Raw genomic sequence first — 25,114 nt, forward strand, 5'->3', positions numbered from 1 at the left:
GCGCGGACGGGCGGGGCGACAGTTCTCCACACCGGGTGTGGATCGGCGCCCAAGAAAGCTGTGGACAAGTGGGGGCGGTGCCCACCCCGCAACGCTTGTGAAGCGCTGGTGAAAAATGTGCCAGGAGGGCCGGCCCTTGGTAGGTGCCGACCGTTGGTCGGCACACCTCCCTTACTCCGCCACCACCCGCGCGCGCAGCGAATTGGTCAGCGCTTCGGTAATCACCACATCCACGAACTGGCCGATCAGGCGCGCCGGCGCCGGGAAGTTCACCGAGCGCATGTTCTCGGTCTTGCCGGTCAACTCGTTCGGGTTCTTGCGCGACGGACCGTCCACCAGCACGGTCTGCACCGTGCCGACCATCTTTTCGGAGATGCTGGCCGCGTGCGCATTGATGCGTTCCTGCAGGCGCGACAGGCGCGCGTGCTTCTCCGCATCGCTGATCGTGTCCTCCAGGTCGGCCGCCGGCGTGCCCGGGCGGCGCGAATAGATGAAGGAGAAGCTGTGGTCGAAGCCGATGTCTTCGATCAGCTTCATGGTCTTCTCGAAATCGGCATCGGTCTCGCCGGGGAAGCCGACGATGAAGTCCGAGCTGATCGAGATGTCCGGGCGCACCGCGCGCAGCTTGCGGATCTTCGACTTGAATTCCAGCGCGGTATAGCCGCGCTTCATCGCCGACAACACGCGGTCGCTGCCGGCCTGCACCGGCAGGTGCAGGAAGTTGGCCAGCTGCGGCACGTCGCGGAACGCATCGACCAGCGAATCGCTGAACTCCAGCGGATGCGAGGTGGTGAAGCGGATGCGGCCAACGCCATCGATCTCGGCGATGGTGCGGATCAGCAGGCCCAGGTCGGCGAACTCACCATCGCCATAGGGGCCACGGTAGGCGTTGACGTTCTGGCCGAGCAGGTTGATCTCGCGCACGCCCTGCGCGGCCAGCTGGGCCACTTCCACCACCACGTCCTCGAAAGGGCGGCTGACCTCGGTGCCGCGGGTGTAGGGCACCACGCAGAACGAGCAGTACTTGGAACAGCCTTCCATGATCGATACGAACGCAGACGCACCTTCGGCGCGCGGTTCGGGCATGCGGTCGAACTTCTCGATCTCGGGGAAGCTGATGTCCACCTGCGGGCGCTGCTGTTCGCGGCGGGCGCGGATCAGTTCGGGCAGGCGGTGCAGGGTCTGCGGGCCGAACACCAGATCGACGAACGGCGCGCGCTTGATGATCGCTTCGCCTTCCTGCGATGCCACGCAGCCTCCCACGCCGATGATGACCTCGCGGCCCTTGTTCTTCAGGCCCTTCCATACGCCCAGCTGGCTGAACACCTTCTCCTGCGCCTTTTCGCGGATGGAGCAGGTGTTGACCAGGATGACGTCGGCGTCTTCCGGGCGGTCGGTCAGTTCCAGGCCATCGCTGGCGGCAAGCACGTCGGCCATCTTGGCCGAGTCGTACTCATTCATCTGGCAACCGTGGGTCTTGATGTAGAGCTTGCCTTTCACCTGGTCGGGCTTGCGCGGACCAGTGGGCAGGGCAACGAGCGGGGTACCGCCCGGGGCGGCGGGCGGAAAGACGTCTGGCGTCCCGGTCATGGCGCTTAATCCATTCGGGTGGCGGGAAAGGCGGCAATTCTACCCGCATCCCGCACCGCCCGCCGGTAGCGCCGGGCCATGCCTGGCGGAATTCATCCACGCATGGCGTGGATCTACCGCCCCCCGGTGCGCCGGCCGGCGCAATGCCGGGTGCGCCGCGACCTACGTTCCGCACCTCCCGCCGGTAGCACCGGGCCATGCCCGGCGGAATTCATCCACGCATGGCGTGGATCTACCGCCCCCCGGTGCGCCGGCCGGCGCAATGCCGGGTGCGCCGCGACCTACGTTCCGCACCTCCCGCCGGTAGCGCCGGGCCATGCCCGGCGGAATTCATCCACGCATGGCGTGGATCTACCGCCCCCCGGTGCGCCGGCCGGCGGAATGCCGGGTGCGCCGCGACCTGCGTTCCGCACCGCCCGCCGGTAGCGCCGGGCCATGCCCGGCGGAACTCATCCACGCATGGCGTGGATCTACCGCCCCCGGGTGCGCCGGCCGGCGCAATGCCGGGTGCGCCGCGACCTGCGTTCCGCACCGCCCGCCGGTAGCGCCGGGCCATGCCTGGCGGAATTCATCCACGCATGGCGTGGATCTACCCCCGTCAGGCCGCCACCAGCTCCGCGTCGATCTGCCGCGAGCGATCAAACGCGGTCAGTTCCGCCATGCGCGCGATGAACGCGGCGGTGGCCGGTGCCGGTTTCACCAGGCCGAACGCGGTGGTCCACTGCAGGGCGTTGCCCCACAGCACATCGGCGGCGCTCATGGTGTCACCCAGCAGGTACGGCCCCTGCGCCAGCTGGGCCTCGATCACCTGCAGCACGGTGTCGGCGTCGTTGTAGGGCGAGAACGCGTGCGGCGGCGGGTCGCGGTGCATCGCACGGTCGATCATCGCCGGTTCGAAGCAGGCCCCGTAGAAGGCCATCCAGCGCAGGTAGGGGCCACGCAGGGCATCGCCTATCGGCGGCGCCAGGCCGGCCTCGGGGTACAGGTCGGCCAGGTACAGATAGATGGCCACCTGTTCGGTCACCAGCGCACCGTCATGGACGATGGCCGGCACCTTGCCCATCGGGTTGATGGCCAGGTAGGCCGGGGCCAGGTTGGCGCCGGCCTTCAGGTCCAGCACGTGCAGGCGATAGTCCGCCCCCAGCGCTTCCAGCAGGGCCACCGCACCGCTCGAGCGCGACCGGGCGGCGTGGTAGAGGGTGATCAGGCGTGAGGACATGGTGGTGCTCCTTGCAGTGAGATGGGTGAACCGTGGGGCCATGCTGGGGCACAATCGCGGACGACTTCTGTCCTTGATCCTTCATGCGCCATACCGCCCACCGACTGCTGCGCCTGATCGCCCTGCTGCAGGCCCGCCGCCACTGGTCGGGTGCCGAGCTGGCCGAGCGCATGGGCGTGGACCGGCGCAGCATCCGCCGCGACATCGAGCGGCTGCGCGAGCTGGGCTACCCGGTGCAGGCCTCGGCCGGGGTCGGTGGCGGCTATCGGCTGGGGTCAGGCGCCCCGGTGCTGCCCATGCTGCTGGATGAAGAGGAAGCGACCACCCTGGCCATTGCCCTGCGCGCGGCCTCGGCCACGGTGTCCGGTATTGACGACACCGCGCGCGGCCTGCTGTCCAAGCTCGACCCGCTGGTGCCGACCCGGCGCCGCCAGCAGGCCGGTGAAGTACACGCCGCCACGGCCACGCTGAACGAGCTGCCGGCCACCGACGCGCGCCTGCTGGGGCGGCTGGCCCAGCACTGCCGGCAGGCCTCGCGGCTGGCCTTCGAGTACCGCAGCGCACAGGACGTGGTCACCCAGCGCCAGGTCGAGGCCCAGCACCTGGTGAACTACGGCCGGCGCTGGTACCTGCTGGCCTGGGACCTGGGGCGGCAGGACTGGCGCACCCTGCGCGTGGACCGGATGGGGGCGGTGCAGGCGCTGGCCGAACCCGGCCTGCATCGGCGCACGCCAGCGCCGCCGGACGTGATGGTGCGCCAGGCCGTCAGCCAAGCGCCGTTTGCCCTGCAGGCCACCCTGCGCCTGGCCGGCAGCCAGGCCGAGCTGGAAAGTCGCATTCCGCCCTGGTGTGGGGTGCTGGAGGCCGATGGGCCGCAGCATTGCCTGCTGCGCATGGGCGCCGAGAGCCTGGGCATGATGCTGGCGCAGATCCTCAGCCTTGACCGCCTGCCGCTGGCGCTGTGGACCACCCCGGAAACGCTGCGGCAGGAGCTGGCCGAGCGGCTGGGCGGCTTGAGCCAGCTGCTGGCTGTGCCGGCGGTCACGGACTGAGCCGCGGCGCTTGGCAAGGCCCGGCGAAGCTGGGACACTCGCGCCCATGAAGGGGAGACTGGGGACAACGGCGATCATCATCGCTGCGCTGACCGCTGCGCCGGCCAGCGCCGGCACCCTGTACAAGTGCGAAGGCGCTGACGGGGTCACCAGCTATGTCAGCAAGCGGGTGGCCGGTGCGCGCTGCACCACCATCAGCTACACCCGCCAGCCCAATCGTCCAACACGCCCGGTCACGCCAGTGCCTACGCCCACGCCTGCCGCCGCACCGGTGGCGGTGGCCAGCGCCGAGCGCAATCCGGTCGCCGTGGCCGCCAGCGCGGCCAGCACGGCAGCCGCCCCCAGCACAGCGCCTGCTGCCACACCGCGGGCGGGCCGCACGGTCAGTGGCCAGGTCTATTCGTACATGAAGGACGGGGTTCGCCACTACACCAGTGCGCGGCCAGCGCAGGTGGCCAACCTGGGGCCGGTGCGGACCATCCGCTACAGCTTCATCGAACGCTGCTACGCCTGCGGGGTCAATCCGCGCGTCGATTTCGGCAGCGTGCGGCTCAACACGACCTCGTTCCAGACCGAGATCGCCTCGGCCGCGCGCGAGTTCGGTGTGGAAGAAGCCGTGGTGCGCGCGATCATCCATGCCGAATCGGCCTACAACCCTACCGCGCTCAGCCGCGCCGGGGCACAGGGGCTGATGCAGCTGATGCCGCCCACCGCGGCACGCTTCGGTGTCGCCGATTCCTACGATGCCAGCCAGAACATCCGCGGTGGCGTGCAGTACCTGGCGTGGCTGCTGAAGCGCTTCAATGGCGACCTGACCCTGGCCGCCGCCGGCTACAACGCCGGCGAGGGTGCGGTCGACCGCCATGGCGGCGTCCCCCCGTACAGTGAAACCCAGTACTACGTGCGCCGGGTCGGCCAGCTGGCCGAGCGCTACCGCACCGCATTGACAAAGCAGTAGGTGCCGACAGTTGGTCGGCACGCCTTTGGCAGGCGCCGACTGTTGGTCGGCACGCCTTTGGCAGGCGCCGACTGGTAGGTGCCGACTGTTAGTCGGCACACGTTCAAAATTTTGTTGCACCGCGTTGTGTGGCGCGCGACGGTTCCGCTACACTCGACCACGATTCAATGCGGCTCTGGCCCCCACCGGATCCGCTGGCAGCCTTAAAGCTACCTAATCAATATCGGAGTGCCGGATGGCCAACGATGGGGTATACGATCCAGTCAACACCGGACGTCGGCGTTTTCTTACTGCCACCACTGCCGTGGTGGGTGCCGTCGGCGTCGGCTTCACCGCTGTTCCTTTCATCAAGTCCTGGAACCCCAGTGCCCGTGCCAAGCTTGCCGGCGCACCGGTGGTGGCCGACATCAGCGCGCTGCAGGAAGGCCAACGCCTGATCGTGGAATGGCGCGGCCAGCCGATCTGGATCGTCAAGCGCTCCAAGGCCATCCTTGATGCGCTGCATGGGCTCGATGGCCGCCTGAAGGATCCCGAATCGGGCGAGAAGGACCAGCAGCCCGAGTACGTGCTGAAGCAGAACCCCGAGCTGCGTTCGATCAAACCGGAAATCTCGGTCCTGGTCGGGCTGTGCACGCACTTGGGCTGTTCGCCGGAAATGGTCGCCGAGATCCGCCCTGAACCCTACGATCCGCAGTGGAAGGGGGGCTATTTCTGCCCCTGCCACAAGTCGCGCTTCGACATGTCCGGCCGCGTGTTCAAGGACGTGCCGGCGCCGATCAACCTGCTGGTGCCACCGCACCACTACCAGGACGACAACACCGTCATCATCGGTGTCGATCCGCAGGGGGCTGCCTGATGAGCAACATCCTCAGCCGTACCGCCAGCGGTGTGGCCGACTGGGTCAACGCGCGCGCGCCCGGCCTGATGCCGGTCTACCGCAAGCATGTCAGCGAGTACTACGCGCCGAAGAACTTCAACATCTGGTACTACTTCGGCTCGCTGGCGCTGCTGATCCTGGTCAACCAGATCGTCACCGGCATCTTCCTGACCATGCACTACAAGACGAACGCCGCCGAAGCGTTCGCCTCCATCGAATACATCATGCGTGATGTGGAATGGGGCTGGCTGATCCGCTACATGCATTCCACCGGGGCCTCGCTGTTCTTCATCGTGGTCTACCTGCACATGTTCCGCGGCCTGCTGTACGGCAGCTACCAGAAGCCGCGCGAACTGGTGTGGATCCTGGGCATGCTGATCTACCTGGTGCTGATGGCCGAAGCCTTCATGGGCTACGTGCTGCCCTGGGGCCAGATGTCGTTCTGGGGTGCCAAGGTCATCATTTCGCTGTTCGGCGCCATCCCGGTCATCGGCAACGGCCTGACCGAATGGATCATGGGCGACTACCTGCCCAGCGATGCCACGCTGAACCGCTTCTTCGCCCTGCACGTGATCGCCCTGCCGCTGGTGCTGCTGCTGCTGGTGGTGCTGCACCTGGGCGCGCTGCACGAAGTGGGCTCGAACAACCCCGACGGCGTGGAGATCAAGAAGGGGCCCAAGGGCAACCGCTGGTCGCCGAATGCGCCGGCCGATGGCATTCCGTTCCACCCGTACTACACGTTGAAGGATGGCGTCGGCGTCGGGTTCCTGCTGGTCATCGCCGCCTTCATCATCTTCTTCGCCCCGGCCTTCGGTGGTCTGTTCCTGGAACACGACAACTTCACCGAAGCCAACCGGCTGGTCACGCCCGAACACATCAAGCCGGTCTGGTACTACACCCCGTACTACGCAATGTTGCGCGTGGTGCCCAACAAACTGGGCGGCGTGCTGGTGATGTTCTCGGCCATTGCGATCCTGTTCCTGGTGCCGTGGCTGGACCGTGCGCGGGTCAAGTCCTACCGCTACCGCGGCCTGCTGTCGAAGGTGCTGCTGGGGGTGTTCGCCGTGTGCTTCGTGTGGCTGGGGGTGATCGGCTCGGGCCCAGGCACCGACGCGCACGAGACCTATGTCGGGCGGGTGCTGACCTTCCTGTACTTCGCGTTCTTCATCACCATGCCGCTATGGACAAGGCTGGACAAGACCAAGCCGGTACCGGAAAGGGTGACCACGCATGACTGAGCGCTGGATGGTCCGGTTGGCCCTGGTGGCCGCCCTGGTGCTGGGCAGCAGCCTGGCCCACGCCGCCGAAGGTGGCGCCAAACTGCTGCAGGCCGGCAACGATCTGGGTGACCGCGCGTCGCTGCAGCGCGGCGCGCAGTTGTACATGAACTACTGTTCCGGCTGCCACGCGCTGAAGTACCTGCGCTATTCGCGGATGGGCCAGGACCTGGGCCTGAGTGAGGAAGAGGTGATGAACAACCTCAACTTCACCGGTTCGGCCATCGGCGATCCGGTGCCGGTGTCGATGCCCAAGGAACAGGCCGAGAAATGGTTCGGCAAGATGCCGCCCGATCTCAGCCTGATCGCCCGCGTGCGTGGCAGCGACTGGATCTACACCTACCTGAAGTCCTTCTACCTGGACAGCAGCCGTCCGCTGGGCTGGAACAACACCGTGTTCCCCAATGCCTCCATGCCCAACCCGCTGTGGGAAATGCAGGGGCTGCAGCACGCGGTGCATGGCAAGGCCGAAGCGCCGGGCATGGACCCGCCGGTCACCGGCCTGCGCATCGACAGTCCCGGCAGCGTGGATGCCGGGCAGTACGACCAGGCCGTGCGCGACATCACCAACTTCCTGGAATACGCAGGCGAACCGGCCGCACTGAAGCGCCAGCAGCTGGGCGTATGGGTGATCCTGTTCCTGGCCCTGCTGACCTTCCTGCTGTATCTGTTGAAGAAGGAATACTGGAAGGACGTGCATTGAGCCGGGCGGGGCATTGCCTCAGGCCTATTGGCTTTTGTGATGCCCGGTTGCACACTCGGGCAGGAGTCGACCACCGGCAAGGGGCTGGTGGCGCCGGTACGGCAGGCGGTCTCCTGTCGTGGGAGAGCCTTTGATGGCGGCGAGCGTACGCATGCGCAATACACTGACGCTGTTTTCCTCGAACGACGATGTCCTGTGCCATCGGGTGCGCCTGGTCCTGGCGGCCAAGGGCGTGACCTATGATTTCGTGCCGGTCGATCCGCAGAACCCGCCGGAAGACCTGATCGATCTCAACCCGTACCACTCGGTGCCCACCCTGGTAGAGCGCGAGCTGGTGCTGTACGCCGCCTCGGTGGTCAGTGAATACCTGGATGAGCGCTACCCGCATCCGCCGCTGATGCCGGTCGATCCGCTGTCGCGTGCACGCATCCGCCTGGCCATGCTGCGCATCGAGCACGACTGGGTGCCGCAGGTGCAGGCCATCCAGCTGGGCAACAAGACCCAGGCCGAAGCCGGCCGCAAGCGCCTGAAGGAACTGCTGACCGCATCGCTGCCGCTGTTCAAGGCCAGCAAGTTCTTCCTGAACTCGGAAATGAGCCTGGCCGACTGCGCGATGGCGCCCATCATCTGGCGGCTGCAGTCGCTGGACGTGCCGCTGCCCAAGGATGGCAAGGCCATCGAAGACTATGGCAACCGCATCTTCCGCCACCCCGGGTTCGTGCGCAGCCTGACCGATCAGGAAAAGAAGCTGCGCGACCTGCCGGTCTAGGCGATTGCCGCAGTTCCCGTCTGCACGCCCACCGGCGTGCCGCGATGCGCCCCGACAGGGGCGCCGTGCGCGTACACTTCACGCATGACCGACGACTTCTTCCACATGACCAGCCACCGCCCGTACCTGCTGCGGGCCCTGGTGGAATGGATCAACGACAACCAGCTGACCCCGCATATCCTGGTCGACGCCGGCGTGCCCGGCGTGCAGGTACCGCCTTCGGCCGTGAAGGACGGGCGCGTGGTGCTGAACATCGCCGAGCGTGCGGTGGTGCGGCTGATGATCGACAACGAGATGGTGAGCTTCTCGGCGCGCTTCTCCGGCACCAGCTACCCGGTGCAGGTGCCGATCAGCGCGGTGCTGGCCGTGTACGCGCGCGAAACCGGGCAGGGCATGGCACTGCCGGACGATATTCCCGGTGCCGAAACGACCGCCGCCAGTGACGAGCCGCTGCACGAGGGCGACACCCCGCCGGACGACACGCCGCCGTCCAACCCGCCGCCGAAGGGCCGGCCGACCCTGCGCGTGGTCAAATAAATGTGGGTGCCGACCGGTGGTCGGCACACCTCTGCCGCTGCGCTCGCCGGGCATGGCCCGGCGCTACCGGCTAGATATCCTCGGCCTCATCCACATCCGCGCGGATCCTGCTGATCCGCGCCGCGCCCGGCCCCGTGAACGAAACGAGCTGGTCGCCGCGCAGCACCATCCGCCCGACATGGCGATCGATGCCATCGTAGGAATACTCGAACTTGAAGGTGCGCTCGAAACCGAGCCGGCCATCCTCGCCGCGCGACAGGCGCAGGCCGGTGGCGTGCACCGCCTGGTCCAGCCACTGCACGTCGGCGGCACGGCAGGCATTGCGACCCAGTTCCACCGCGCGCTCGGCGGCCGAACGTGCGGCATTCCAGAAGAAGTAGACGATACCGCCAACGATCAGCAACAACAGCAGGGTGGGCATGGCGTGGAATATCTGGAGTCGATGCAGTCAAGATGGCGGCGAAGCGGGCCGGGATCAAGCGCCGTGACGTTTCCGGGCTGAAAACTGCCGCGGGCCTGTCCGTGACGGCACCGCGGGCCCCCGCGCCGACAACGCTGTCGCCATTGCCTCTCGAAGCGCCGCCGCCACACCGGCAGGGTCGGTGCTTTCCTACAGGCGGCGAGGCGGCAGATGCAGGGAGCGAAGACGGTGGCGATGATGGTCCTGATGGGGGCGGCAGGCATGGCATGCGCATCGTCCGCAGAAGGTGCCGTCGGTGCAGGGCCGCAGCCAGAGCAGTCCCTGCCGTACGAACGGGGCGCAACCTCGTCTTTCCCGGGTGGCCAGCGGCGCCAGTTCACGCTGCAGTCGCAGCGCTGGCCTGACCGGCAGCAGGGGCCGGCCTGGCGCCATCGGGTGGAGGTGCTTCAGCCCGATGCGCCGCAACCCGGTCCGGCCCTGTTGGTCATCAACAATGGCGTGGCCCATGAAGGCGGCGGGCGCCCGGCCGGAACGGCCACGGACCTGCCGGCCGAGGTGCTGGAAACGCTGGTGCGCACGCTGGGCATGGCGGTGGTGTCGCTTGCCGACGTGCCGCCGCAGGCCATGGCGTTGCCGGGGGACACCGCGCTGCGCACCGAAGATGATCTGGTGGCTGCCACCTGGCGTCGCTATCTGGACGACCCTGCGCGCCCCGCGCATTGGCCCCTGCATGTACCGATGACGGAAGCGGCGGTGCGCGCGCTGGACCTGGCCGACCGCGAGCTGCCAGCGGTACAACGCCCGTCCTATATCGTCACCGGCGCATCCAAGCGCGGCTGGATCACCTGGTTGCTGCCGCTGGTGGATGAGCGGGTCAGCCATCTGGCGCCGTTCGTGATCGACATGCACTGGCAGGCGCTGGCGCCGCACATCCGCAGCGTGCACGCCGGGCGCTGGCCGATCGCGTTGCAACCGTATGTCGACCACGGCATCACCGCCGAGATCGGCACGGCAGGCTTTGCCGATCTCATGCGCATCGTGGACCCTTACACGCACCTGGACGGGCCACGGGCGGCACGGCTGGCCCTGCCCAAGCTGCTGGTCAACGCCAGCGGCGACGACTTCTTTCCGCCGGATGCGGCGTCGCACTATCTGCCTGCGCTGCAGGGGCCCACGGCCCTGCGCATGGCACCGAACAGCGATCACGGCGGCATCCGCCGCTTCACCGCCGATGCGCTGCTGCCGACGCTGCGCCGCTGGCGCACCGGCAGGGGGTTGCCGCAGATCGATTCGCAGTGGAACGCCGAAGAAGGCCGGTTGCAGGTGCGGGCGCAGGGCGAACGGCCACGCCGCGCGCTGCTGTGGCAGGCCCACAACCCGCACGCGCGCGATTTCCGCCACGCCTGCGGCATCACGTATCAATCGGCCGAGCTTGAACTCAACGACCAGGGCGGGGTGTCACCACCATTGGCTGTGCCAGCACGCGGCTGGAGCGCTTCGTTCGTCGAACTGCACTACGACGACGGCATGGTGGTGACCACGCCGGTGCAGGTGCTGCCGCAGGATCGATTTCCTGCGCAGCCCCCGTCGCAGGGCGAGGGGCGCTGCAGGCTGGTGCCGCTCAGCGGCTCGGCGCCGCCTGCACGGGCAGTGGCGACAACGCCGGCTGTGCCGGCAACGGCGCTGCAACATTCAGCTGCAGCAGCGCCGCCCAGTCCTGTCGATTGAAGCTGCACTCGTCTTCGCGCCCCGGCGTGCAGCTGGTATCGATGCCGGTGCTGTCGCGCGTGCGTGCCGGCGGCAGCTGGATGCGCCCGCTGCGATCCAGTTGCAGCAGGCGCATGGCCACGGTGTTCATCACGTTGCCGCCCACCAGATACAGGGTCTGGTCGCCGCCCAGGTTGGCGGCCACCACGACTTCGCAATGCGATTTCCAATGGCCCACCGAGCCGTTGCCCAGTGCCTGCACCAGCCCGCTGTAGCTGAGGGTGCTGCTGCGGTCGCGCAGGTAGCACACCATGTCGCCGGGGGCGGGCTTGGCGGTGGCCGGGTCCAGCAGCCGGTACGGGCTGCCGGCCGGGCCGGCCTGGTAGGCAGCGCGGATGTAGTCGATGTGGCGCGGCGAGGTGGTGAAGCCGGGCACCCCGGCGCGCACCATCACCCAGGAAATGAACGCGGCCGACCACGGGTTGTCGACCAGGAAGGCGCGGCAGTCGCTGTCGGTGTAGCGCACTCCCAGGGGCGCCAGGCAGCTGCTGGCGCCGTCGATGCTGCCCATCGCGTTCAAGGTGCCGCTGTCACGCCAGTAGGCGGCCACGCGCCGCCAGGCCACCAGGCCGTTGTCAGCCAGATGGCCGCTCTCGGCCTCGGTGACGGTGAGGCTGGCCGCACGGCCTTCGCGGTCGATGAAGGCGCGGTACCACAGCCGGTGTTCGTTGCAGGCCGCGTTGCGGATGGAGATCGCCAGTGGGCTCAGGCCATAGCGGGGTGGCACGTCGCAGGCTTCGGCGGCGGCGGCCGACAGCGGCGCGGCGGCCAGCAGCAGGCAGGCAGGCAACAGCATCCGGCGCATGCGCGGCTCCTGTGGGGGATGGCCGCAGCGTCGCAGTGCCGTCGTGAACGCAGGGTGTGAGAACGGGGTCAGATCCCTTTCCCATGGGAAAGGGATCTGACCCCATGCCAGGCCTCAGCGCGGCGGCGGGCCCAGCTTCAGCGACAGATCGATCGCCTGCACATGCTTGGTCAGGCCGCCAATGGAAATGCAGTCGACGCCGTCTTCTGCAATGGCGCGCAGGCCGTCCAGGCCCACGCTGCCGGATACTTCCAGTGGAATGCGGCCGGCGGTGATGCGCACCGCCTCGCGCCGCAGGTCGGCGCTGAAATCATCCAGCAGGATGCGCTCGCAGCCGGCGTCCAGCGCCTGTTGCAGCTGCTCCAGGTCTTCCACTTCCACCACCAGCGGCAACTGCGGCCACTGCTGGCGTGCAGCAGCCACCGCAGCCGGCAGCGAGCCGGCGGCGCGGATGTGGTTTTCCTTCAGCATCACTGTGTCGTACAGGCCGAAGCGGTGGTTGTCGCCGCCACCGCAGCGCACTGCGTATTTCTGCGCCAGGCGCAGGCCGGGCAGGGTCTTGCGGGTGTCCAGGATGCGCGTGCCGGTTCCGGCCACGGCCGCCACATGGCGCGCGGTGGTGGTGGCGGTGCCGGACAGGGTCTGCAGGAAATTCAGCGAGGTGCGCTCGGCGCTGACCAGGCTGCGGCTGCGGCCCTGCAGCAGGGCCAGGACCGTGCCGGCCTTGACCACCGCGCCTTCGTCCACCTGCCAGTCGATGCGGACCTGCGGATCGAGCGCGCGATGGGTGGCGTCGAACCACGGCCGGCCGCAGATCACCGCATCCTGCTTGCACAGCAGGTAGGCGCTGTCCGGTTGGTCAGGCAGCAGGGCGGCGGTGACGTCACCGCTGCCCAGGTCCTCGGCCAATGCGCGGGCGACATCGGCCGCGACCTGGGCCGCATCCGGCGCCGGCAGGGTACTCATGCGGCGGGGAAGTCGGCGATCTGCGCGGTCGGGATGGCCTCTTCGGCCAGCAGTACCGGAATGCCGTCGTCTACCCGGAACACCTGCTTGCGGTCGCGGGTCACCAGGGCCTCGCGCAGCGGCTGGGCCAGCGGATTGCCATCGGCCTTGTTCACCGCACCGGCGGAAATGGCCTTGTTGAGGGCTTCCAGGCCCTTGCCATCCAGCAGGGACAGGGGCTGGCGGGTATCGGGCGACACCAGCAGGTCAAGCAGCTTGCGATCCATGGTTCTTCGTCTTGCGTGGAAGACGGCTAGAATACGTCTTTAAGGTAGGTGACGGCCAATGACCCCCAACCCGATCGCGCCGCTCGTCGGCATCGTCATGGGTTCCCGCTCCGATTGGGAAACCATGCAGCACGCGGCCCAGAAGCTTGAAGCCCTGGGTGTTCCGTTCGAAGTGAAGGTGGTTTCGGCCCACCGCACGCCGGACGTGTTGTTCAGCTATGCCGAAGAAGCCGGCCCGCGCGGCCTGCGCGCCATCATCGCCGGTGCCGGCGGTGCCGCCCACCTGCCGGGCATGATCGCGGCCAAGACCGCAGTGCCGGTGCTGGGCGTGCCGGTGCAGTCCAAGGCCTTGAACGGCATGGATTCGCTGCTGTCGATCGTGCAGATGCCGGCCGGCATTCCGGTGGCCACCTTCGCCATCGGCAATGCGGGCGCCTCCAATGCCGCGCTGTTCGCCGCGGCCATGCTGGCCAGCGACCAGCCGGCCATCGGCCAGGCGCTGGAGGCGTTCCGCACCCGCCAGACCGAAGACGTGATGGCCCACGACGACCCGCGCCAATGAACCTGACCGTCGGCATCCTGGGCGGCGGCCAGCTCGCCCGCATGATGGTCCTGGCCGGTGCGCCGCTGGGCCTGCGCTTTGAACTGTTCGATCCGGCGGCCGACGCCTGCAGTGGGCCGTTGGCGCCGCTCACCGTCGCCGCCTTCGACGACCGCCAGGCGCTGGCGGATTTCGCCGCCAAGGTGGACGTGGTCACCTTCGACTTCGAGAACGTGCCGGCCGACAGCGCGGAGTTCCTCGCCGACCGCGTGCCGGTCTACCCGCCGCCGGCCGCGCTGGCGGTGGCCCAGGACCGGCTGAGCGAGAAGACCCTGTTCCAGCAGCTGGGCATTCCGCTGCCGGCTTTTGCCGATATCCGCAGCCGTGACGAGCTGGCCGCGAAGGCCGCCGAGTTCGGTCTGCCGTGCATCCTCAAGACCCGCCGCCTGGGCTACGACGGCAAGGGTCAGTTCCGCCTGCGCAGCGCGGCCGACATCGACGCCGCTTGGGACGCGCTGGGCGCGCAGGTCGAGCGCACCGGACTGATCCTGGAAGGCTTCGTTGCCTTCCAGCGCGAAGTGAGCGTGGTGGCCGTGCGTGGCCGCGATGGCAGCTTCCAGGCCTGGCCGGTCACCGGCAACTGGCATGTCGATGGCGTGCTGTCGGCCAGCGTGGCCCCGGCCGTGCTGTCCGCAGCCGAGCACGAAGCTGCCATTGGCTACGCGCGCCGCGTGGCCGACCACCTGCAGTATGTGGGCGTGTTCGCGCTGGAACTGTTCTGCCGCGATGGCGAACTGCTGGCCAACGAGATGGCGCCGCGCGTGCACAATTCCGGGCACTGGACCATCGAAGGCAGCGAGACCTCGCAGTTCGAGAACCACCTGCGCGCCGTGCTGGGCCTGCCGCTGGGCAGCACCCGCATGCTCGGCCATGCCTGCATGCTGAACTGGCTGGGCGCCATGCCCGATCCGGCACCGGTGCTGGGCCAGGCCAGCGGCCATTGGCACGATTACGGCAAGCAGCCGCGTGATGGCCGCAAGGTGGGCCATGCCACGCTGCGCGACGACCAGGCCGATGCCCTGGCCGATGCCCTGGAGCAGGTCGGGCTGGAACTGGACCGCCAGGCGCAGGTCGCCCCGGCGGTACACGCGCTGCGCAACCGCTGAGGCGGGCGCAACGCTGCAACATTGTGGCGCGCCGGTGTACGCATCGGCGCAGCCCCTGCGGTGGTAGCGTGGGGCTCCTTTCCCCGGAGTCACCGCCATGCTCGACTGGAACGCTTACCGCAAGGAACTGAAGGGCCGCATCGGCGAGATCGGCAAGCTCTCGCCCGACACCCTGAAGGGCTACGCGACGCTGGCCAATGCCGGCGCGCAGACCAACCACCTGGATGCGAAGACCCGCGAACTGATCGCGCTGGCAGTGGCGGTCACCACCCGCTGCGACGGCTGCATCACCGTGCACGTGGATGCGGCGCTGAAGCAGGGCGCCAGCCGCGAAGAGATTGCCGAGGCGCTGGGTGTGGCGGTGTCGCTCAATGCCGGCGCCGCGCTGGTCTATTCGGCGCGGGTGATGGATGCAGTGGCCGCGCACGAGAACGCGTGAGGCACGGCAGCGCCGGGGTGAAGTAGCGCCGGGCCATGCCCGGCGGTCCGTCTCAGCGCAGCTGGCTTTCGGCGAATTCCCAGTTCACCAGCTGCCAGAACCCGTCCAGATAGCGCGCGCGCTCGTTCTGGTAGTCGGTGTAGTAGGCGTGTTCCCACAGGTCGCAGCACAGCAGTGGCGTGCTGTCGCCGGTCAGGGGCGTGCCGCCATTGCGGGTGACCTGGATGCCCAGTTGCCCGCCAGGGTGCTGCACCAGCCAGGCCCAGCCCGAGCCGAACAGGCCCAGCGCAGCGCGGTTGAATTCCTCGCGCAGGCGCTGCGCATCGCCAAACTGGCGCTTCACCAGTTCGCCCAGGCGCCCCTGCGGTTCGCCGCCGCCGCGCGGGCGCAGGCATTGCCAGTAGAAGCCGTGGTTCCAGGCCTGGGCGGCGGCATCGAACAGCGCGCCCTGGGTCTGGCGCACGATGTCTTCCAGCGTGGCCTCTTCCCATTCGGTGCCGGCAATGGCGGTGTTCACCGCGTCCACGTAGGCGCGATGGTGGCGGCCGTGGTGCAGCTCCACGGTGGTGGCCGACAGGTGCGGCTGCAGGGAGCCGGGAAGGTAGGGCAGGGCAGGCAGTTCGACAGACATGGACAGGTTCGTGGCCAGGGAGCGGTGGCAGCCGGTACCATCGGCATACAATGGCGGCTACCGTGGGCAGTCTAGCCGACCACCGCGGTCGGTTTGTCCGGCGAAGCAAGGAGTGAGGTGTGGCGGTAATGCAGCAAATCCAGGCCGAGGTGGATCGTTACCCGCTCGTGCTGTTCATGAAAGGCACCCCGCAATACCCGATGTGCGGCTTCTCCAGCCGCGCCGTGCAGGCGTTGATGGCCGCAGGCGCGGTGTCGCTGCGCACGGTCAACGTGCTCGAAGAGCCGGAGATCCGCGCCAACCTGCCGCGCTTCTCCAACCTGCCCACCTTCCCGCAGTTGTTCATCAACGGCGAGCTGATCGGCGGCTGCGACATCATCATGGAACTGTTCGAGGCCGGCGAGCTCAAGCGCATCGTCGAAGAGGCCACCCAGGGATGAGTGCCTGGCCGTCGACGTCGACCGATACGGCGCTCGATGGCCGTCCCCTGCGGGACCGCGTGGTGCTGGTGGCCGGCGCCGGCGGAGGGCTGGGCAGTGCCGCCGCAGTCGCTGCCGCCCGGGCCGGTGCAACGGTGGTGCTGCTGGGGCGCAAGCCGCGCCGACTGGACCGGGTCTATGCCCAGGTGCAGGCCGTGGGCCCCGAGCCGCTGCTGTATCCGCTGGATCTGGAAGGCGCCAGTCCCGACGACTACGCCGATCTGGCCCAGGCCATCGGCCGCGAGCTGGGCCGCCTGGACGGGCTGCTGGTCTGCGCCGCGCATTTCCCCGGCCTGACCCCGTTTGAACTGGCCGATCCGGCCAGCTTCGCACGCGCCGTGCATGTCACCCTGACCGCGCCGGCTTGGCTGGCCCAGGCCTGCCTGCCCCTGCTGCGCCAGCGCGAGGATGCCGCCCTGGTGTTCGCCGTGGACGCGCCCGAGCGGGTGGGGCAGGCCTACTGGGGTGGTTATGGCGTTGCCCAGCATGGGCTGCGCGGCCTGATCGCCAGCCTGCACGATGAACTGGCCAGCGGCCCGGTGCGGGTGTCGGGGCTGTACCCCGGCCCGCTGCGCACGGCGCTGCGCGCCCGCGCCTACTCGATCGACGAGGACGCGACCGCGGTGGGCCCGGAAACGGCGGCCGAGGCCGCTGTTGCGCTGCTGTCCGCCGCCGGCCACCCTTGGCGGGGCCAGGTGCTTGACGCCCGCGCGGACACAGTGTCCTGTTAAGCGCTCGATAGCCCGGAATGAAGATTCCGTCACGATAGCGTTGCGATCCGGTGCCGTTTGTCGCACAACCGTCACATTGATGGGATAGCGTGTTAATCTAGTGTTAACCGTTGCGGCAGCTGCCGTTCACGGTAGGGAACCCCAGATAAATCTCCGAGCAGCCACCCGCAAGGCTGTTTGGATGCGCTTTTTTTCCGCCATCGCCAACTCGCATCGAGGCTACCGAAAAATGACCCACCCACTCCGGATGTCCAAGCTCACCCTTGGTCTCGTGGCTGCACTTGCCGCCGCCCCCGCCTTCGCCCAGAGCACCTCTGCCGGTGTCGGCGGCCAGGTCGTGTCCCGCAGCGGCCAGCCCGTTGCCGGCGCTGAAGTCACCATCACCCACAGTGAGTCGGGCACCGTCTCGCGTGCGACCACCGACGCGGCCGGTCGCTACAACGCGCGCGGCCTGCGCGTGGGCGGTCCGTACACCATCACCATCACCAAGCCGGGTGAAGGCACCAAGACCGAAGATGGCGTCTACCTGGGCGTGAACCAGACCGGCACCATCAACGCCACCCTGGCCGGTGACCTGGCCGGCGCGACCAACCTGGACACCGTGCAGGTCACCGCTGTCGGCGGCGGCTCGGAAGTGTTCAGCGCCACCAAGATGGGCTCGGGCACCAACCTCAGCCAGCAGCAGATCGAAGTTGCGCCGTCCATCGGCGGCAACATCCAGGATCTGATGCGTCTGGATCCGCGCGTCACCTTCATTGATCGCGCCTCGGGCTCGATCTCGGCCGGTGGCCAGAACCCGCGCTACAACTCGGTGAACATCGACGGCGTGTCGGCCAGCGACACCTTCGGCCTGGAAGGCAACAACATGCCGACCCGCCGCCAGCCGGTCGCCATGGAAGCCATCGAAGCGCTGGACATCAACCTGTCCAACTACGACGTCAGCATCGCTGCCGCCGCCGGTGCCACCGTCAACGCGGTCACTAAGTCCGGTACCAATGAATTCCACGGTTCGGTCTACGGCACCTACCGTGACGGCGACTGGTTCGGTGACAACCCGGAAGGCCAGCCCTTCAACGGTTTCACCAAGGAAAAGACCTACGGCATGACCCTGGGCGGCCCGATCGTCAAGGACAAGCTGTTCTTCTTCGCCAACTACGAAAAGTTCGAACAGGCCGCACCGGGTGCTGACCTGTCGACCACGCCGCTGGGCAAGGCCAATGGCCAGTTCACCCTGGCTGACGTGACCCGTGCGCAGGAAATTGCCCAGGGCTACGGCATCGACGCCGGTGGCCTGGAAAGCAATGGCGACACGAACATGGAAGAGTACGCGCTGAAGCTGGACTGGAACATCAGCGACAACCACCGTGCCAGCGTGCGCTACAGCAAGATCGACCAGAGCAAGCTGCGCATCAACGGCATGACCACCAGCTCGGCTTCGCTGAACTCGTACTGGTACCAGCACAACAAGACCAACGAGAGCTACGTTGCCCAGGTCTTCAGCGACTGGACCGACAACTTCTCGACCGAACTGAAGGCTTCGTACCGCGAGTACTCGGCCATCCGTGCCGTCAACACCAACGCGCCCAGCATCCGCATCTACTTCGGCGGCACCCAGGCTGCGCCGTCGGGTGACTCGCTGTACCTGGGTACCGAAGTCAACTCGCAGGACAACATCCTCGAGACCAAGGCGTGGAACTACTACGCCGCCGGCACCCTGACCCTGGGTGACCACGACGTCAAGTTCGGTGCCTCCTACGACACCAACGACATCTACAACTACTACGGCGCCAACTCGTGGGGCACCTATACCTTCTATGGCCTGAACAACTTCGCCAACGGTATCTGGAGCACCTACGACTACGCTCCGGAGCGCAGCGCCGGTTCGATCGCCGCTGACTACAAGTACAGCAACCTGGCCCTGTTCGTGCAGGACACCTGGTACGTCAACAGCAACCTGACCCTGACCCTGGGTCTGCGCGCTGACCGTCCGGACACCAGCCCGGCCCCGGCCTACAACGCACCGGCCTCGACCTTCTTCGGTTACAACAACAGCAAGGTCCTGAACAACAAGTTCCTGGTCCAGCCGCGCTTCGGTTTCAACTACACCTTCGACACCGAGCGCCCGACCCAGCTGCGCGGCGGCGTGGGCCTGTTCCAGGGTGATTCCCCGCAGGTGTGGTTGAGCAACAGCTACTCGGCGACCGGTTTCAACACCAGCGTCTACAACCGCACCGTTTACGATCCGACCCTGGTCTTCAGCCCGGACAAGGACAGCCAGCCGGTTCCGGCAGGCGCAGGTTCGGCCGTGCAGAACGTCAACTTCGTCGGCAATGACTTCCGCATGCCGTCGACCTACAAGGCCAACCTGGCCTTCGACCACGAAACCCCGTGGTACGGCATCGTGGCTTCGGCCGAACTGCTGGTCACCAAGGTCAAGGACGGCCTGTACTACCAGAACCTGAACCTGGGTCCGGTGCAGTACCAGGGTCCGGATGGTCGTGACATGTTCTACAGCGCCAGCAAGAACGGCGCCTGGACCTCGGGCGACGCCCGTTTTGGCCGCAACCGTGCCAACTACAACAACGTCTACCTGATCACCAACACCGACAAGGGCCGCACGTCGCAGTTCACCGCGTCGCTGAGCAAGCCGTGGTCGGAAACCAGTGACTGGTCCTGGAACATCGGCTACACCTACACCGATGCGACCGAAGTCGGCTCGCTGACCAGCTCCACCGCCAGCTCGGGTTGGAACTACCAGTACGCCTTCGACGCCAACACCGAAATCGAGAACACCTCGCGCTACCAGATCCGTGACCGCCTGTCGGGTTCGCTGAACTGGAAGCACAAGTTCTTCGGCGATTACGAAACCAAGGTCGGCCTGGTGTACGAAGGCCGTAGCGGTCGTCCGTACAGCTACGTCTTCGTCAACGATGCCAACGGCGACGGCCGCAGCGCCAACGACCTGTTCTACGTGCCGAAGGGCCCGGGCGACGTGCTGTTCGGTACGCTGGCAGCCAATGGCCAGTTCACCGCCGATGCGGCCATGGAAAAGAACTTCTTCGCATGGCTGGCCGCCAACCCGGATCTGGCCAAGTACGCCGGCACCACGCCGGGTGCCAACCAGTTCCGTACCGGCTGGATCAACACCTTCGACCTGCGCATCAGCCAGCAGCTGCCGGGCTTCATGAAGGGCCACAAGTCCGAGATCTGGCTGGACGTGCAGAACATCGGCAACATGCTGAACAAGAAGTGGGGCAACATCTACGACTACGGCTTCTTCGCCGACAGCCGTGTGGCCACCCTGCAGGGCATGTACCAGGGCAAGTACGTGTACAACTACCGCGGCGCGGACACCCCGACCGTGGCCAACGCAGACGCAGACGGCTTCGACGTCGGTGTCTCGCAGTGGTCGCTGCAGCTGGGCTTCCGCTACCAGTTCTGATGAACTGACGTAGTTGCTGCACGCGGAAACGGCCGGGGAAACCCGGCCGTTTTCCGTTCAGGCGAAAGTGCTTGCGGGGCGTTTGGCTTCGGCGTAGCATCCAGACACGTGCGCGGCGCCATCGCCGCAACGGCGGTCCCAGCAACGGCGAACGCGGTCAGCACGCATCCAACGGTCGGGTTTCCCGGCCGTTTTGCTTTTTAAGGGGGCGGCAGTACAGTCGGAAACCTTGAAGGAAGCGAAAAGTTGGATATGACCACGAACGAAAAGGCAGCCCGTGCGCTGCCGGTGCAGGATGCGCGGATCTACCCGCGTGGTGGGCTGGATGTGTTGTCGCGCGCCGAAGTGGCGCGCCTGCGCGATGCCTCCGGCGGCGGCATGCACGAACTGTTGCGCCGCTGCGCACTGGCCGTGCTGACCAGTGGCAGTGCCTCGGACGATCCGCGCGCCGCGCGTGATCTCTACCCCGATTTCGACATCCAGGTGGCGCAGCAGGATCGCGGCGTGCGCATCGACCTGGTGAACGCCCCGGCGATGGCCTTCGTCGACGGCGAGATCATCCGCGGCGTGGCCGAGCTGCTGTTCGCGGTGGTGCGTGACCTGGCCTACATGGCCATCGAGATGGGCCCGGCCTACGCGGCCGAGCTGGAATCGTCCGAAGGCATCACCAACGCGGTGTTCGGCCTGCTGCGCAACGCGCGCATCCTCAACCCGGGCGACCCGAACCTGGTGGTCTGCTGGGGCGGCCATTCGATCGGCCGCGACGAGTACCTGTACACCAAGCAGGTGGGTTACGAGCTGGGCCTGCGCGGCCTGGACATCTGCACCGGCTGCGGCCCGGGCGCCATGAAGGGCCCGATGAAGGGCGCCACCATCGCCCATGCCAAGCAGCGCAAGACGGTCACCCGCTACATCGGCCTGACCGAGCCGGGCATCATCGCGGCCGAGTCGCCGAACCCGATCGTCAACCACCTGGTCATCATGCCGGACATCGAGAAGCGCCTGGAGGCCTTCGTCCGCATCGGCCACGGCATCATCGTGTTTGCCGGTGGCGTCGGTACCGCCGAAGAGATCCTGTACCTGCTGGGCATCCTGCTGCGCGAGGAAAACAAGGACCTGCCGTTCCCGCTGATCCTGACCGGCCCGACCGTGGCCGCGCCGTACTTCGAGCAGATCGACCGCTTCATCCGCCTGACCCTGGGCGATGCCGCTGCCGACCGTTACGAGATCATCATCGGCGACCCGGTGGCCGTGGCCAAGAAGATGGCCAGCGGCATCAAGCAGGTGCGCGAGTACCGCCTGGCGCAGAAGGATTCGTTCTTCTTCAACTGGTCCATCGAGATTCCGTGGGAGTACCAGCAGCCGTTCGTGCCGACCCACGAAGCGATGGCCGCGCTGGACCTGCACCACGGCCGTGCCCCGCACGCGCTGGCGGCCGACCTGCGCCGGGCCTTCTCGGGCATCGTGGCCGGCAACGTGAAGGAAGACGGCATGCGCCGCATCGAGGAATTCGGTCCGTTCCAGATCCATGGCGATGCCGACATGATGCAGGCCCTGGACGCGCTGCTGCGCGCGTTCGTCGACCAGCGCCGGATGAAGATTTCCGGCGAATACCAGCCCTGCTACCAGGTGCTGGCCTGACCGGCCAGGGTCGGATCCCCGCAGGGGCTCTGACCCCCGTCCGGCACGCTGGCGTGTCAACCCTTTGACGCCCATCGCCCGGAACTGACCGTTCATCCTGCCGCCGCTTGCCGGCGGCCGGTGGCTGCGCCATCGTGGCCACCAACACGCTGGGGAGCGTCCAATGAAACTGCGCCGGTCCAACGGCTTCACACTGGTCGAGTTGATGGTCACCATCGCAGTGGTCGCCATTCTCGGCACCATTGCGTTTCCGAGTTTCCAGAGCACCATCCGTTCCAACCGCATCGCCTCGGCCGGCAATGAAATGACCGGCCTGTTGTCGTTGGCCCGCAGCGAGGCCGTGCGCAACAAGCGCGGCGGCGGCGTCTGCGGCAGCTCCGACGGCAGCAGCTGCGATGGCGCCTGGCGCTCGGGCATGCTGGCCTGGGCCGACGTGGACGGCAACGGCAGCAAGGGCGCCAACGAGGTCGTGCTGCGCTTCGTTGCAGTCACCCCAAGTACGGTTACCGTCACTGGTCCGGCGGCCGAAGTCGCCTTCGATGCCCGCGGTCGCCGCCGCGCGGCCGCCACGCAGCAGATCATCCTGCAGCCGGTGAAATGCGGCAGCGATCCCCAGCGCCGTACCCTGTCCGTCAACGCGGCAGGCCAGATCACCTCCACCAAGGCCGCCTGCCAATGAGCCGTCGTCTTCCCTCGTTCTCGCGGCGCCAGGCCGGCTTCAGCCTGCTGGAGGTGCTGATCGCCATCCTGATCCTCGGCTTCGGCCTGCTGGGCTTCGCCCTGCTGCAGACCATGAACGTGCGCTTCGTGCAGAGCGCCAACTACCGCACCCAGGCCACCAACCTGGCCTACGACCTGCTGGACCAGATGCGCAGCAACCGCTACCAGGCGGGCTGGTACACCGGCGCCAGCTTCGCGGCCAACTCGGTCAGCGCCAGTTCCTGCACCCGCGTGCTCGGCGCCGACCAGGGCGTGGCCAGCAACATCACCCGCTGGCAGTGCCAGGTGGTGCAGTCGCTGGGCGAGGGCGCCAGCGCCACCGTGCTCAACGCCAACGGCCGGGTCACCGTGGGCATCGCCTGGGGCGACCAGCGCTGGGATCCGCAGAATCCCAACGCCCGCACCACCTTCACCCTGGTATCGCAGCTGTGAGCGCGCACCTGTCCTCCCGCCGCCACGCCGCCGGTCTGTCGCTGATCGAAATGATGGTGGCCATGGTCATCGGCCTGGTGCTGATGCTGGGCGTGGTGCAGGTGTTCATCGCCTCGCGCACCGCCTCGCGGCTGGCCGAAGGCAATGCACGCGCGCAGGAAAACGGTCGCTTCGCGCTGGAGTTCCTGCAGCGCGACATCCGCATGGCCGGCCACTTCGGTTGCGTGAACGACCAGGCGCATTTCGTGAAGGGCGAGGGCGACCCGACCATCAACACCGGCGCCGCCACCGGTTCGGGCCATCCGTTGGATTTCAGTGTCAGCATCCAGGGCTATGAGGCCCCGGGCACCGGGCCGGGCACCAGCCTGACCGTCGGTGGCAGCTGGCCGGCGGTGACGGGCCTGCCGTCGTCCATCAGTGCGCTCAATCCGCGCGCTGGCAGCGATGTGCTGGTGCTGCGCTATCTGGCCGCCGAAGGCGTGCCGGTCACCGCGCTGGCGCCCAGCGCCAACAGCGTGGTCGGCTTCGACGGCACCCTCGGCAAGCGCCTGCTGGAAGGCGGCGTGACCGCCCCCACGCTGTTCGGCGTGGCCGACTGCAGCCATGTGAACGTGTTCAGGGGGACCTACGTTGAAGGCCAGGTCACTGCCAGCGGCGCCAACCTGGACCGCTACACCGTGCAGCCCACCGGCCAGACCATGATCTACCGTGCCGAATCGGTGGTGTATTTCGTGGGTACCTCCGGTACCACCGGCGAACCGGCGCTGATGCGTGCGCGCTCGGACGGTGCCGACGGCTATGCCGCCCCGGAAGAACTGGTGGAAGGCATCGAGAACCTGCAGCTGCTGTTCGGCCTGGACAGCACTGCGGCCATCACCAGCACCACCCCGCCCACCGGCAACATCACCACCGTGGCCATTGCCAGCGGCGTGTCCACCGGCACCAACGCAGCGGCAGCCGCGCAGTGGCGCCGCGTGGGTCAGGTGCAGGTCGGTGTCCTGGCACGCAGTCCGCAGCCCTCGCAGGCCGAGGCGGCCACCGATGCGCTGCGCTACCCGCGCATGCTAGGCGTCGGCTTCGCGCCGTCCACGCCGAACGACGCGCGCTACCGCGCCGCCTACGAATCCACCATTGCCCTGCGTAATCGTCTCTTCGGGAACTGATGCCATGAACGCTCGAGCCCGCATCCGTCCGATGCCCCGCCAGCAGCGCGGGGCCGTGTTGTACGTCGCCCTGATCATGCTGATCCTGCTGGCCCTGATCGGCATTGCCGGCATGCAGGTGGCAGGCATGCAGGAAAAGATGGCGTCCAACTACCTGGCCACCAATGTGGCGTTCCAGAATGCTGAAGGCGTGACCCGCCGCAGCGAACGCGCGGTGGAAGCCATTGCCAACCGCACCGCCGCCGCTGCCGATGCACCGCTGGTGGCCAGCGATATCCAGGACAACTGCGATATCGCCTTCGATCCGGTCGGCTGGGGCCGTGCCCGTGCGCTGACCACCGTGCAGGCGGTGAACGTGCGCCGCATCGACACCTGCGTGATCGGCGGCGGCTCGCTGTCGATGGGCAAGCCGCTGGATCCGGTCACGCCGATCTACCAGATCACCACGTTCGCCACCGATACCGCGACGGACTCCTCGTCCACGGCGTCGGTCGATTCCATCTTCAAGCTCTGAGGCCGCCG

Annotated in this window: 26 protein-coding genes; 19 read left to right on the top strand and 7 right to left on the bottom strand. The window is 67.4% G+C overall.

What is annotated here, in order from left to right:
- Nucleotides 1–171: 171 nt before the first annotated feature.
- Together miaB and C1931_RS07030 are read right to left on the bottom strand one after the other, a co-directional pair.
- Nucleotides 172–1,590 carry a tRNA (N6-isopentenyl adenosine(37)-C2)-methylthiotransferase MiaB gene (gene miaB / locus C1931_RS07025; protein WP_108755837.1) on the bottom strand — a complete coding sequence of 473 codons (1,419 nt, stop codon included), beginning with the start codon at nucleotides 1,588–1,590 and terminating at the stop codon, nucleotides 172–174.
- Between the two features lie 598 nt (nucleotides 1,591–2,188).
- Nucleotides 2,189–2,809: a glutathione S-transferase family protein gene (locus C1931_RS07030; protein WP_108755838.1), complete on the bottom strand. Its 621-nt coding sequence runs from the start codon at nucleotides 2,807–2,809 to the stop codon at nucleotides 2,189–2,191.
- 83 nt (nucleotides 2,810–2,892) lie between these two features.
- Here C1931_RS07030 and C1931_RS07035 point away from each other — a divergent pair, with 83 nt between their 5' ends.
- The 7 genes from C1931_RS07035 (at nucleotide 2,893) to C1931_RS07065 (ending at nucleotide 8,982) form a co-directional block, all read left to right on the top strand.
- Nucleotides 2,893–3,861 carry a WYL domain-containing protein gene (locus C1931_RS07035; protein ID WP_108755839.1) on the top strand — a complete coding sequence of 323 codons (969 nt, stop codon included), beginning with the start codon at nucleotides 2,893–2,895 and terminating at the stop codon, nucleotides 3,859–3,861.
- Nucleotides 3,862–3,907: 46 nt separating this feature from the next.
- Complete coding sequence (locus C1931_RS07040; protein ID WP_108755840.1) at nucleotides 3,908–4,819, top strand: lytic transglycosylase domain-containing protein; 912 nt, start codon at nucleotides 3,908–3,910, stop codon at nucleotides 4,817–4,819.
- A gap of 235 nt (nucleotides 4,820–5,054) precedes the next feature.
- On the top strand, nucleotides 5,055–5,675 hold the full coding sequence (gene petA, locus C1931_RS07045; protein WP_108749154.1) for a ubiquinol-cytochrome c reductase iron-sulfur subunit: 621 nt from the start codon (nucleotides 5,055–5,057) through the stop codon (nucleotides 5,673–5,675).
- Complete coding sequence (locus C1931_RS07050) at nucleotides 5,675–6,934, top strand: cytochrome bc complex cytochrome b subunit (RefSeq protein WP_108752673.1); 1,260 nt, start codon at nucleotides 5,675–5,677, stop codon at nucleotides 6,932–6,934. Before petA ends, C1931_RS07050 begins: the two co-directional genes overlap by 1 nt.
- Complete coding sequence (locus tag C1931_RS07055) at nucleotides 6,927–7,676, top strand: cytochrome c1 (protein WP_108755841.1); 750 nt, start codon at nucleotides 6,927–6,929, stop codon at nucleotides 7,674–7,676. The genes C1931_RS07050 and C1931_RS07055 overlap by 8 nt, the downstream gene beginning before the upstream one ends.
- Nucleotides 7,677–7,809: 133 nt before the next feature.
- Nucleotides 7,810–8,445 carry a glutathione S-transferase N-terminal domain-containing protein gene (locus tag C1931_RS07060; protein WP_108755842.1) on the top strand — a complete coding sequence of 212 codons (636 nt, stop codon included), beginning with the start codon at nucleotides 7,810–7,812 and terminating at the stop codon, nucleotides 8,443–8,445.
- Between the two features lie 84 nt (nucleotides 8,446–8,529).
- Nucleotides 8,530–8,982, top strand: coding sequence for a ClpXP protease specificity-enhancing factor (locus C1931_RS07065; protein WP_108755843.1), 453 nt, complete (start codon nucleotides 8,530–8,532; stop codon nucleotides 8,980–8,982).
- A gap of 70 nt (nucleotides 8,983–9,052) precedes the next feature.
- Here C1931_RS07065 and C1931_RS07070 read toward each other — a convergent pair whose 3' ends face one another.
- Entirely contained in the window at nucleotides 9,053–9,403 is a 351-nt protein-coding gene (locus tag C1931_RS07070) for a DUF3301 domain-containing protein (RefSeq protein ID WP_108755844.1), read from the bottom strand.
- 261 nt (nucleotides 9,404–9,664) lie between these two features.
- Here C1931_RS07070 and C1931_RS07075 point away from each other — a divergent pair, with 261 nt between their 5' ends.
- Complete coding sequence (locus C1931_RS07075) at nucleotides 9,665–11,131, top strand: PhoPQ-activated protein PqaA family protein (RefSeq protein ID WP_159095453.1); 1,467 nt, start codon at nucleotides 9,665–9,667, stop codon at nucleotides 11,129–11,131.
- On the opposite strand, the gene C1931_RS07080 is transcribed toward C1931_RS07075, so the two are convergent.
- The 3 genes from C1931_RS07080 to C1931_RS07090 form a co-directional block, all read right to left on the bottom strand.
- Nucleotides 11,025–11,975, bottom strand: coding sequence for a DUF2272 domain-containing protein (locus C1931_RS07080; RefSeq protein ID WP_108755846.1), 951 nt, complete (start codon nucleotides 11,973–11,975; stop codon nucleotides 11,025–11,027). The genes C1931_RS07075 and C1931_RS07080 overlap by 107 nt on opposite strands.
- A gap of 114 nt (nucleotides 11,976–12,089) precedes the next feature.
- Complete coding sequence (nadC, locus tag C1931_RS07085; protein ID WP_108755847.1) at nucleotides 12,090–12,941, bottom strand: carboxylating nicotinate-nucleotide diphosphorylase; 852 nt, start codon at nucleotides 12,939–12,941, stop codon at nucleotides 12,090–12,092.
- Nucleotides 12,938–13,207, bottom strand: a complete 270-nt coding sequence (locus C1931_RS07090) for a Trm112 family protein (RefSeq protein WP_005408847.1) — start codon at nucleotides 13,205–13,207, stop codon at nucleotides 12,938–12,940. Before C1931_RS07090 ends, nadC begins: the two co-directional genes overlap by 4 nt.
- Before the next feature lie 58 nt (nucleotides 13,208–13,265).
- Between C1931_RS07090 and purE the strand changes: the two genes are divergently transcribed.
- The 3 genes from purE to C1931_RS07105 all read left to right on the top strand — a co-directional run bounded on the left by purE (nucleotide 13,266) and on the right by C1931_RS07105 (nucleotide 15,353).
- Nucleotides 13,266–13,769 (top strand): 5-(carboxyamino)imidazole ribonucleotide mutase, encoded by a 504-nt coding sequence (purE, locus tag C1931_RS07095; protein WP_079221357.1) that lies wholly within the window; start codon nucleotides 13,266–13,268, stop codon nucleotides 13,767–13,769.
- Nucleotides 13,766–14,914, top strand: a complete 1,149-nt coding sequence (locus tag C1931_RS07100) for a 5-(carboxyamino)imidazole ribonucleotide synthase (RefSeq protein ID WP_108755848.1) — start codon at nucleotides 13,766–13,768, stop codon at nucleotides 14,912–14,914. The genes purE and C1931_RS07100 overlap by 4 nt, the downstream gene beginning before the upstream one ends.
- A gap of 97 nt (nucleotides 14,915–15,011) precedes the next feature.
- Nucleotides 15,012–15,353, top strand: coding sequence for a carboxymuconolactone decarboxylase family protein (locus C1931_RS07105; protein WP_108752682.1), 342 nt, complete (start codon nucleotides 15,012–15,014; stop codon nucleotides 15,351–15,353).
- A gap of 52 nt (nucleotides 15,354–15,405) precedes the next feature.
- Here the strand turns inward: C1931_RS07105 and C1931_RS07110 are convergent, their stop codons facing one another.
- Nucleotides 15,406–15,984 carry a superoxide dismutase gene (locus C1931_RS07110; protein WP_108757686.1) on the bottom strand — a complete coding sequence of 193 codons (579 nt, stop codon included), beginning with the start codon at nucleotides 15,982–15,984 and terminating at the stop codon, nucleotides 15,406–15,408.
- A 119-nt stretch (nucleotides 15,985–16,103) separates the two neighbouring features.
- Between C1931_RS07110 and grxD the strand changes: the two genes are divergently transcribed.
- From grxD to C1931_RS07150, 8 genes are all read left to right on the top strand, one after another.
- Nucleotides 16,104–16,424, top strand: coding sequence for a Grx4 family monothiol glutaredoxin (gene grxD, locus C1931_RS07115; protein WP_108749163.1), 321 nt, complete (start codon nucleotides 16,104–16,106; stop codon nucleotides 16,422–16,424).
- The gene (locus tag C1931_RS07120; RefSeq protein WP_108755849.1) at nucleotides 16,421–17,194 is read left to right on the top strand and encodes an SDR family NAD(P)-dependent oxidoreductase; all 774 of its coding nucleotides are present in this window, start codon (nucleotides 16,421–16,423) and stop codon (nucleotides 17,192–17,194) included. The genes grxD and C1931_RS07120 overlap by 4 nt, the downstream gene beginning before the upstream one ends.
- A gap of 247 nt (nucleotides 17,195–17,441) precedes the next feature.
- A complete protein-coding gene (locus C1931_RS07125) occupies nucleotides 17,442–20,636 on the top strand; it encodes a carboxypeptidase regulatory-like domain-containing protein (RefSeq protein ID WP_108755850.1) in 3,195 nt (1,064 codons plus the stop codon).
- A gap of 252 nt (nucleotides 20,637–20,888) precedes the next feature.
- The gene (gene ppnN, locus C1931_RS07130; protein ID WP_108752685.1) at nucleotides 20,889–22,277 is read left to right on the top strand and encodes a nucleotide 5'-monophosphate nucleosidase PpnN; all 1,389 of its coding nucleotides are present in this window, start codon (nucleotides 20,889–20,891) and stop codon (nucleotides 22,275–22,277) included.
- 163 nt (nucleotides 22,278–22,440) lie between these two features.
- Nucleotides 22,441–22,956: a GspH/FimT family pseudopilin gene (locus C1931_RS07135; RefSeq protein WP_108755851.1), complete on the top strand. Its 516-nt coding sequence runs from the start codon at nucleotides 22,441–22,443 to the stop codon at nucleotides 22,954–22,956.
- Nucleotides 22,953–23,429 (top strand): type IV pilus modification protein PilV, encoded by a 477-nt coding sequence (gene pilV / locus C1931_RS07140; RefSeq protein WP_108755852.1) that lies wholly within the window; start codon nucleotides 22,953–22,955, stop codon nucleotides 23,427–23,429. Before C1931_RS07135 ends, pilV begins: the two co-directional genes overlap by 4 nt.
- Nucleotides 23,426–24,592 carry a PilW family protein gene (locus C1931_RS07145; protein WP_108755853.1) on the top strand — a complete coding sequence of 389 codons (1,167 nt, stop codon included), beginning with the start codon at nucleotides 23,426–23,428 and terminating at the stop codon, nucleotides 24,590–24,592. The genes pilV and C1931_RS07145 overlap by 4 nt, the downstream gene beginning before the upstream one ends.
- A gap of 4 nt (nucleotides 24,593–24,596) precedes the next feature.
- Nucleotides 24,597–25,106 carry a PilX N-terminal domain-containing pilus assembly protein gene (locus C1931_RS07150; protein ID WP_108755854.1) on the top strand — a complete coding sequence of 170 codons (510 nt, stop codon included), beginning with the start codon at nucleotides 24,597–24,599 and terminating at the stop codon, nucleotides 25,104–25,106.
- The last annotated feature ends 8 nt before the right edge of the window (nucleotides 25,107–25,114 follow it).

This window comes from Stenotrophomonas sp. YAU14A_MKIMI4_1, from assembly GCF_003086855.1.
GTDB lineage: Bacteria > Pseudomonadota > Gammaproteobacteria > Xanthomonadales > Xanthomonadaceae > Stenotrophomonas.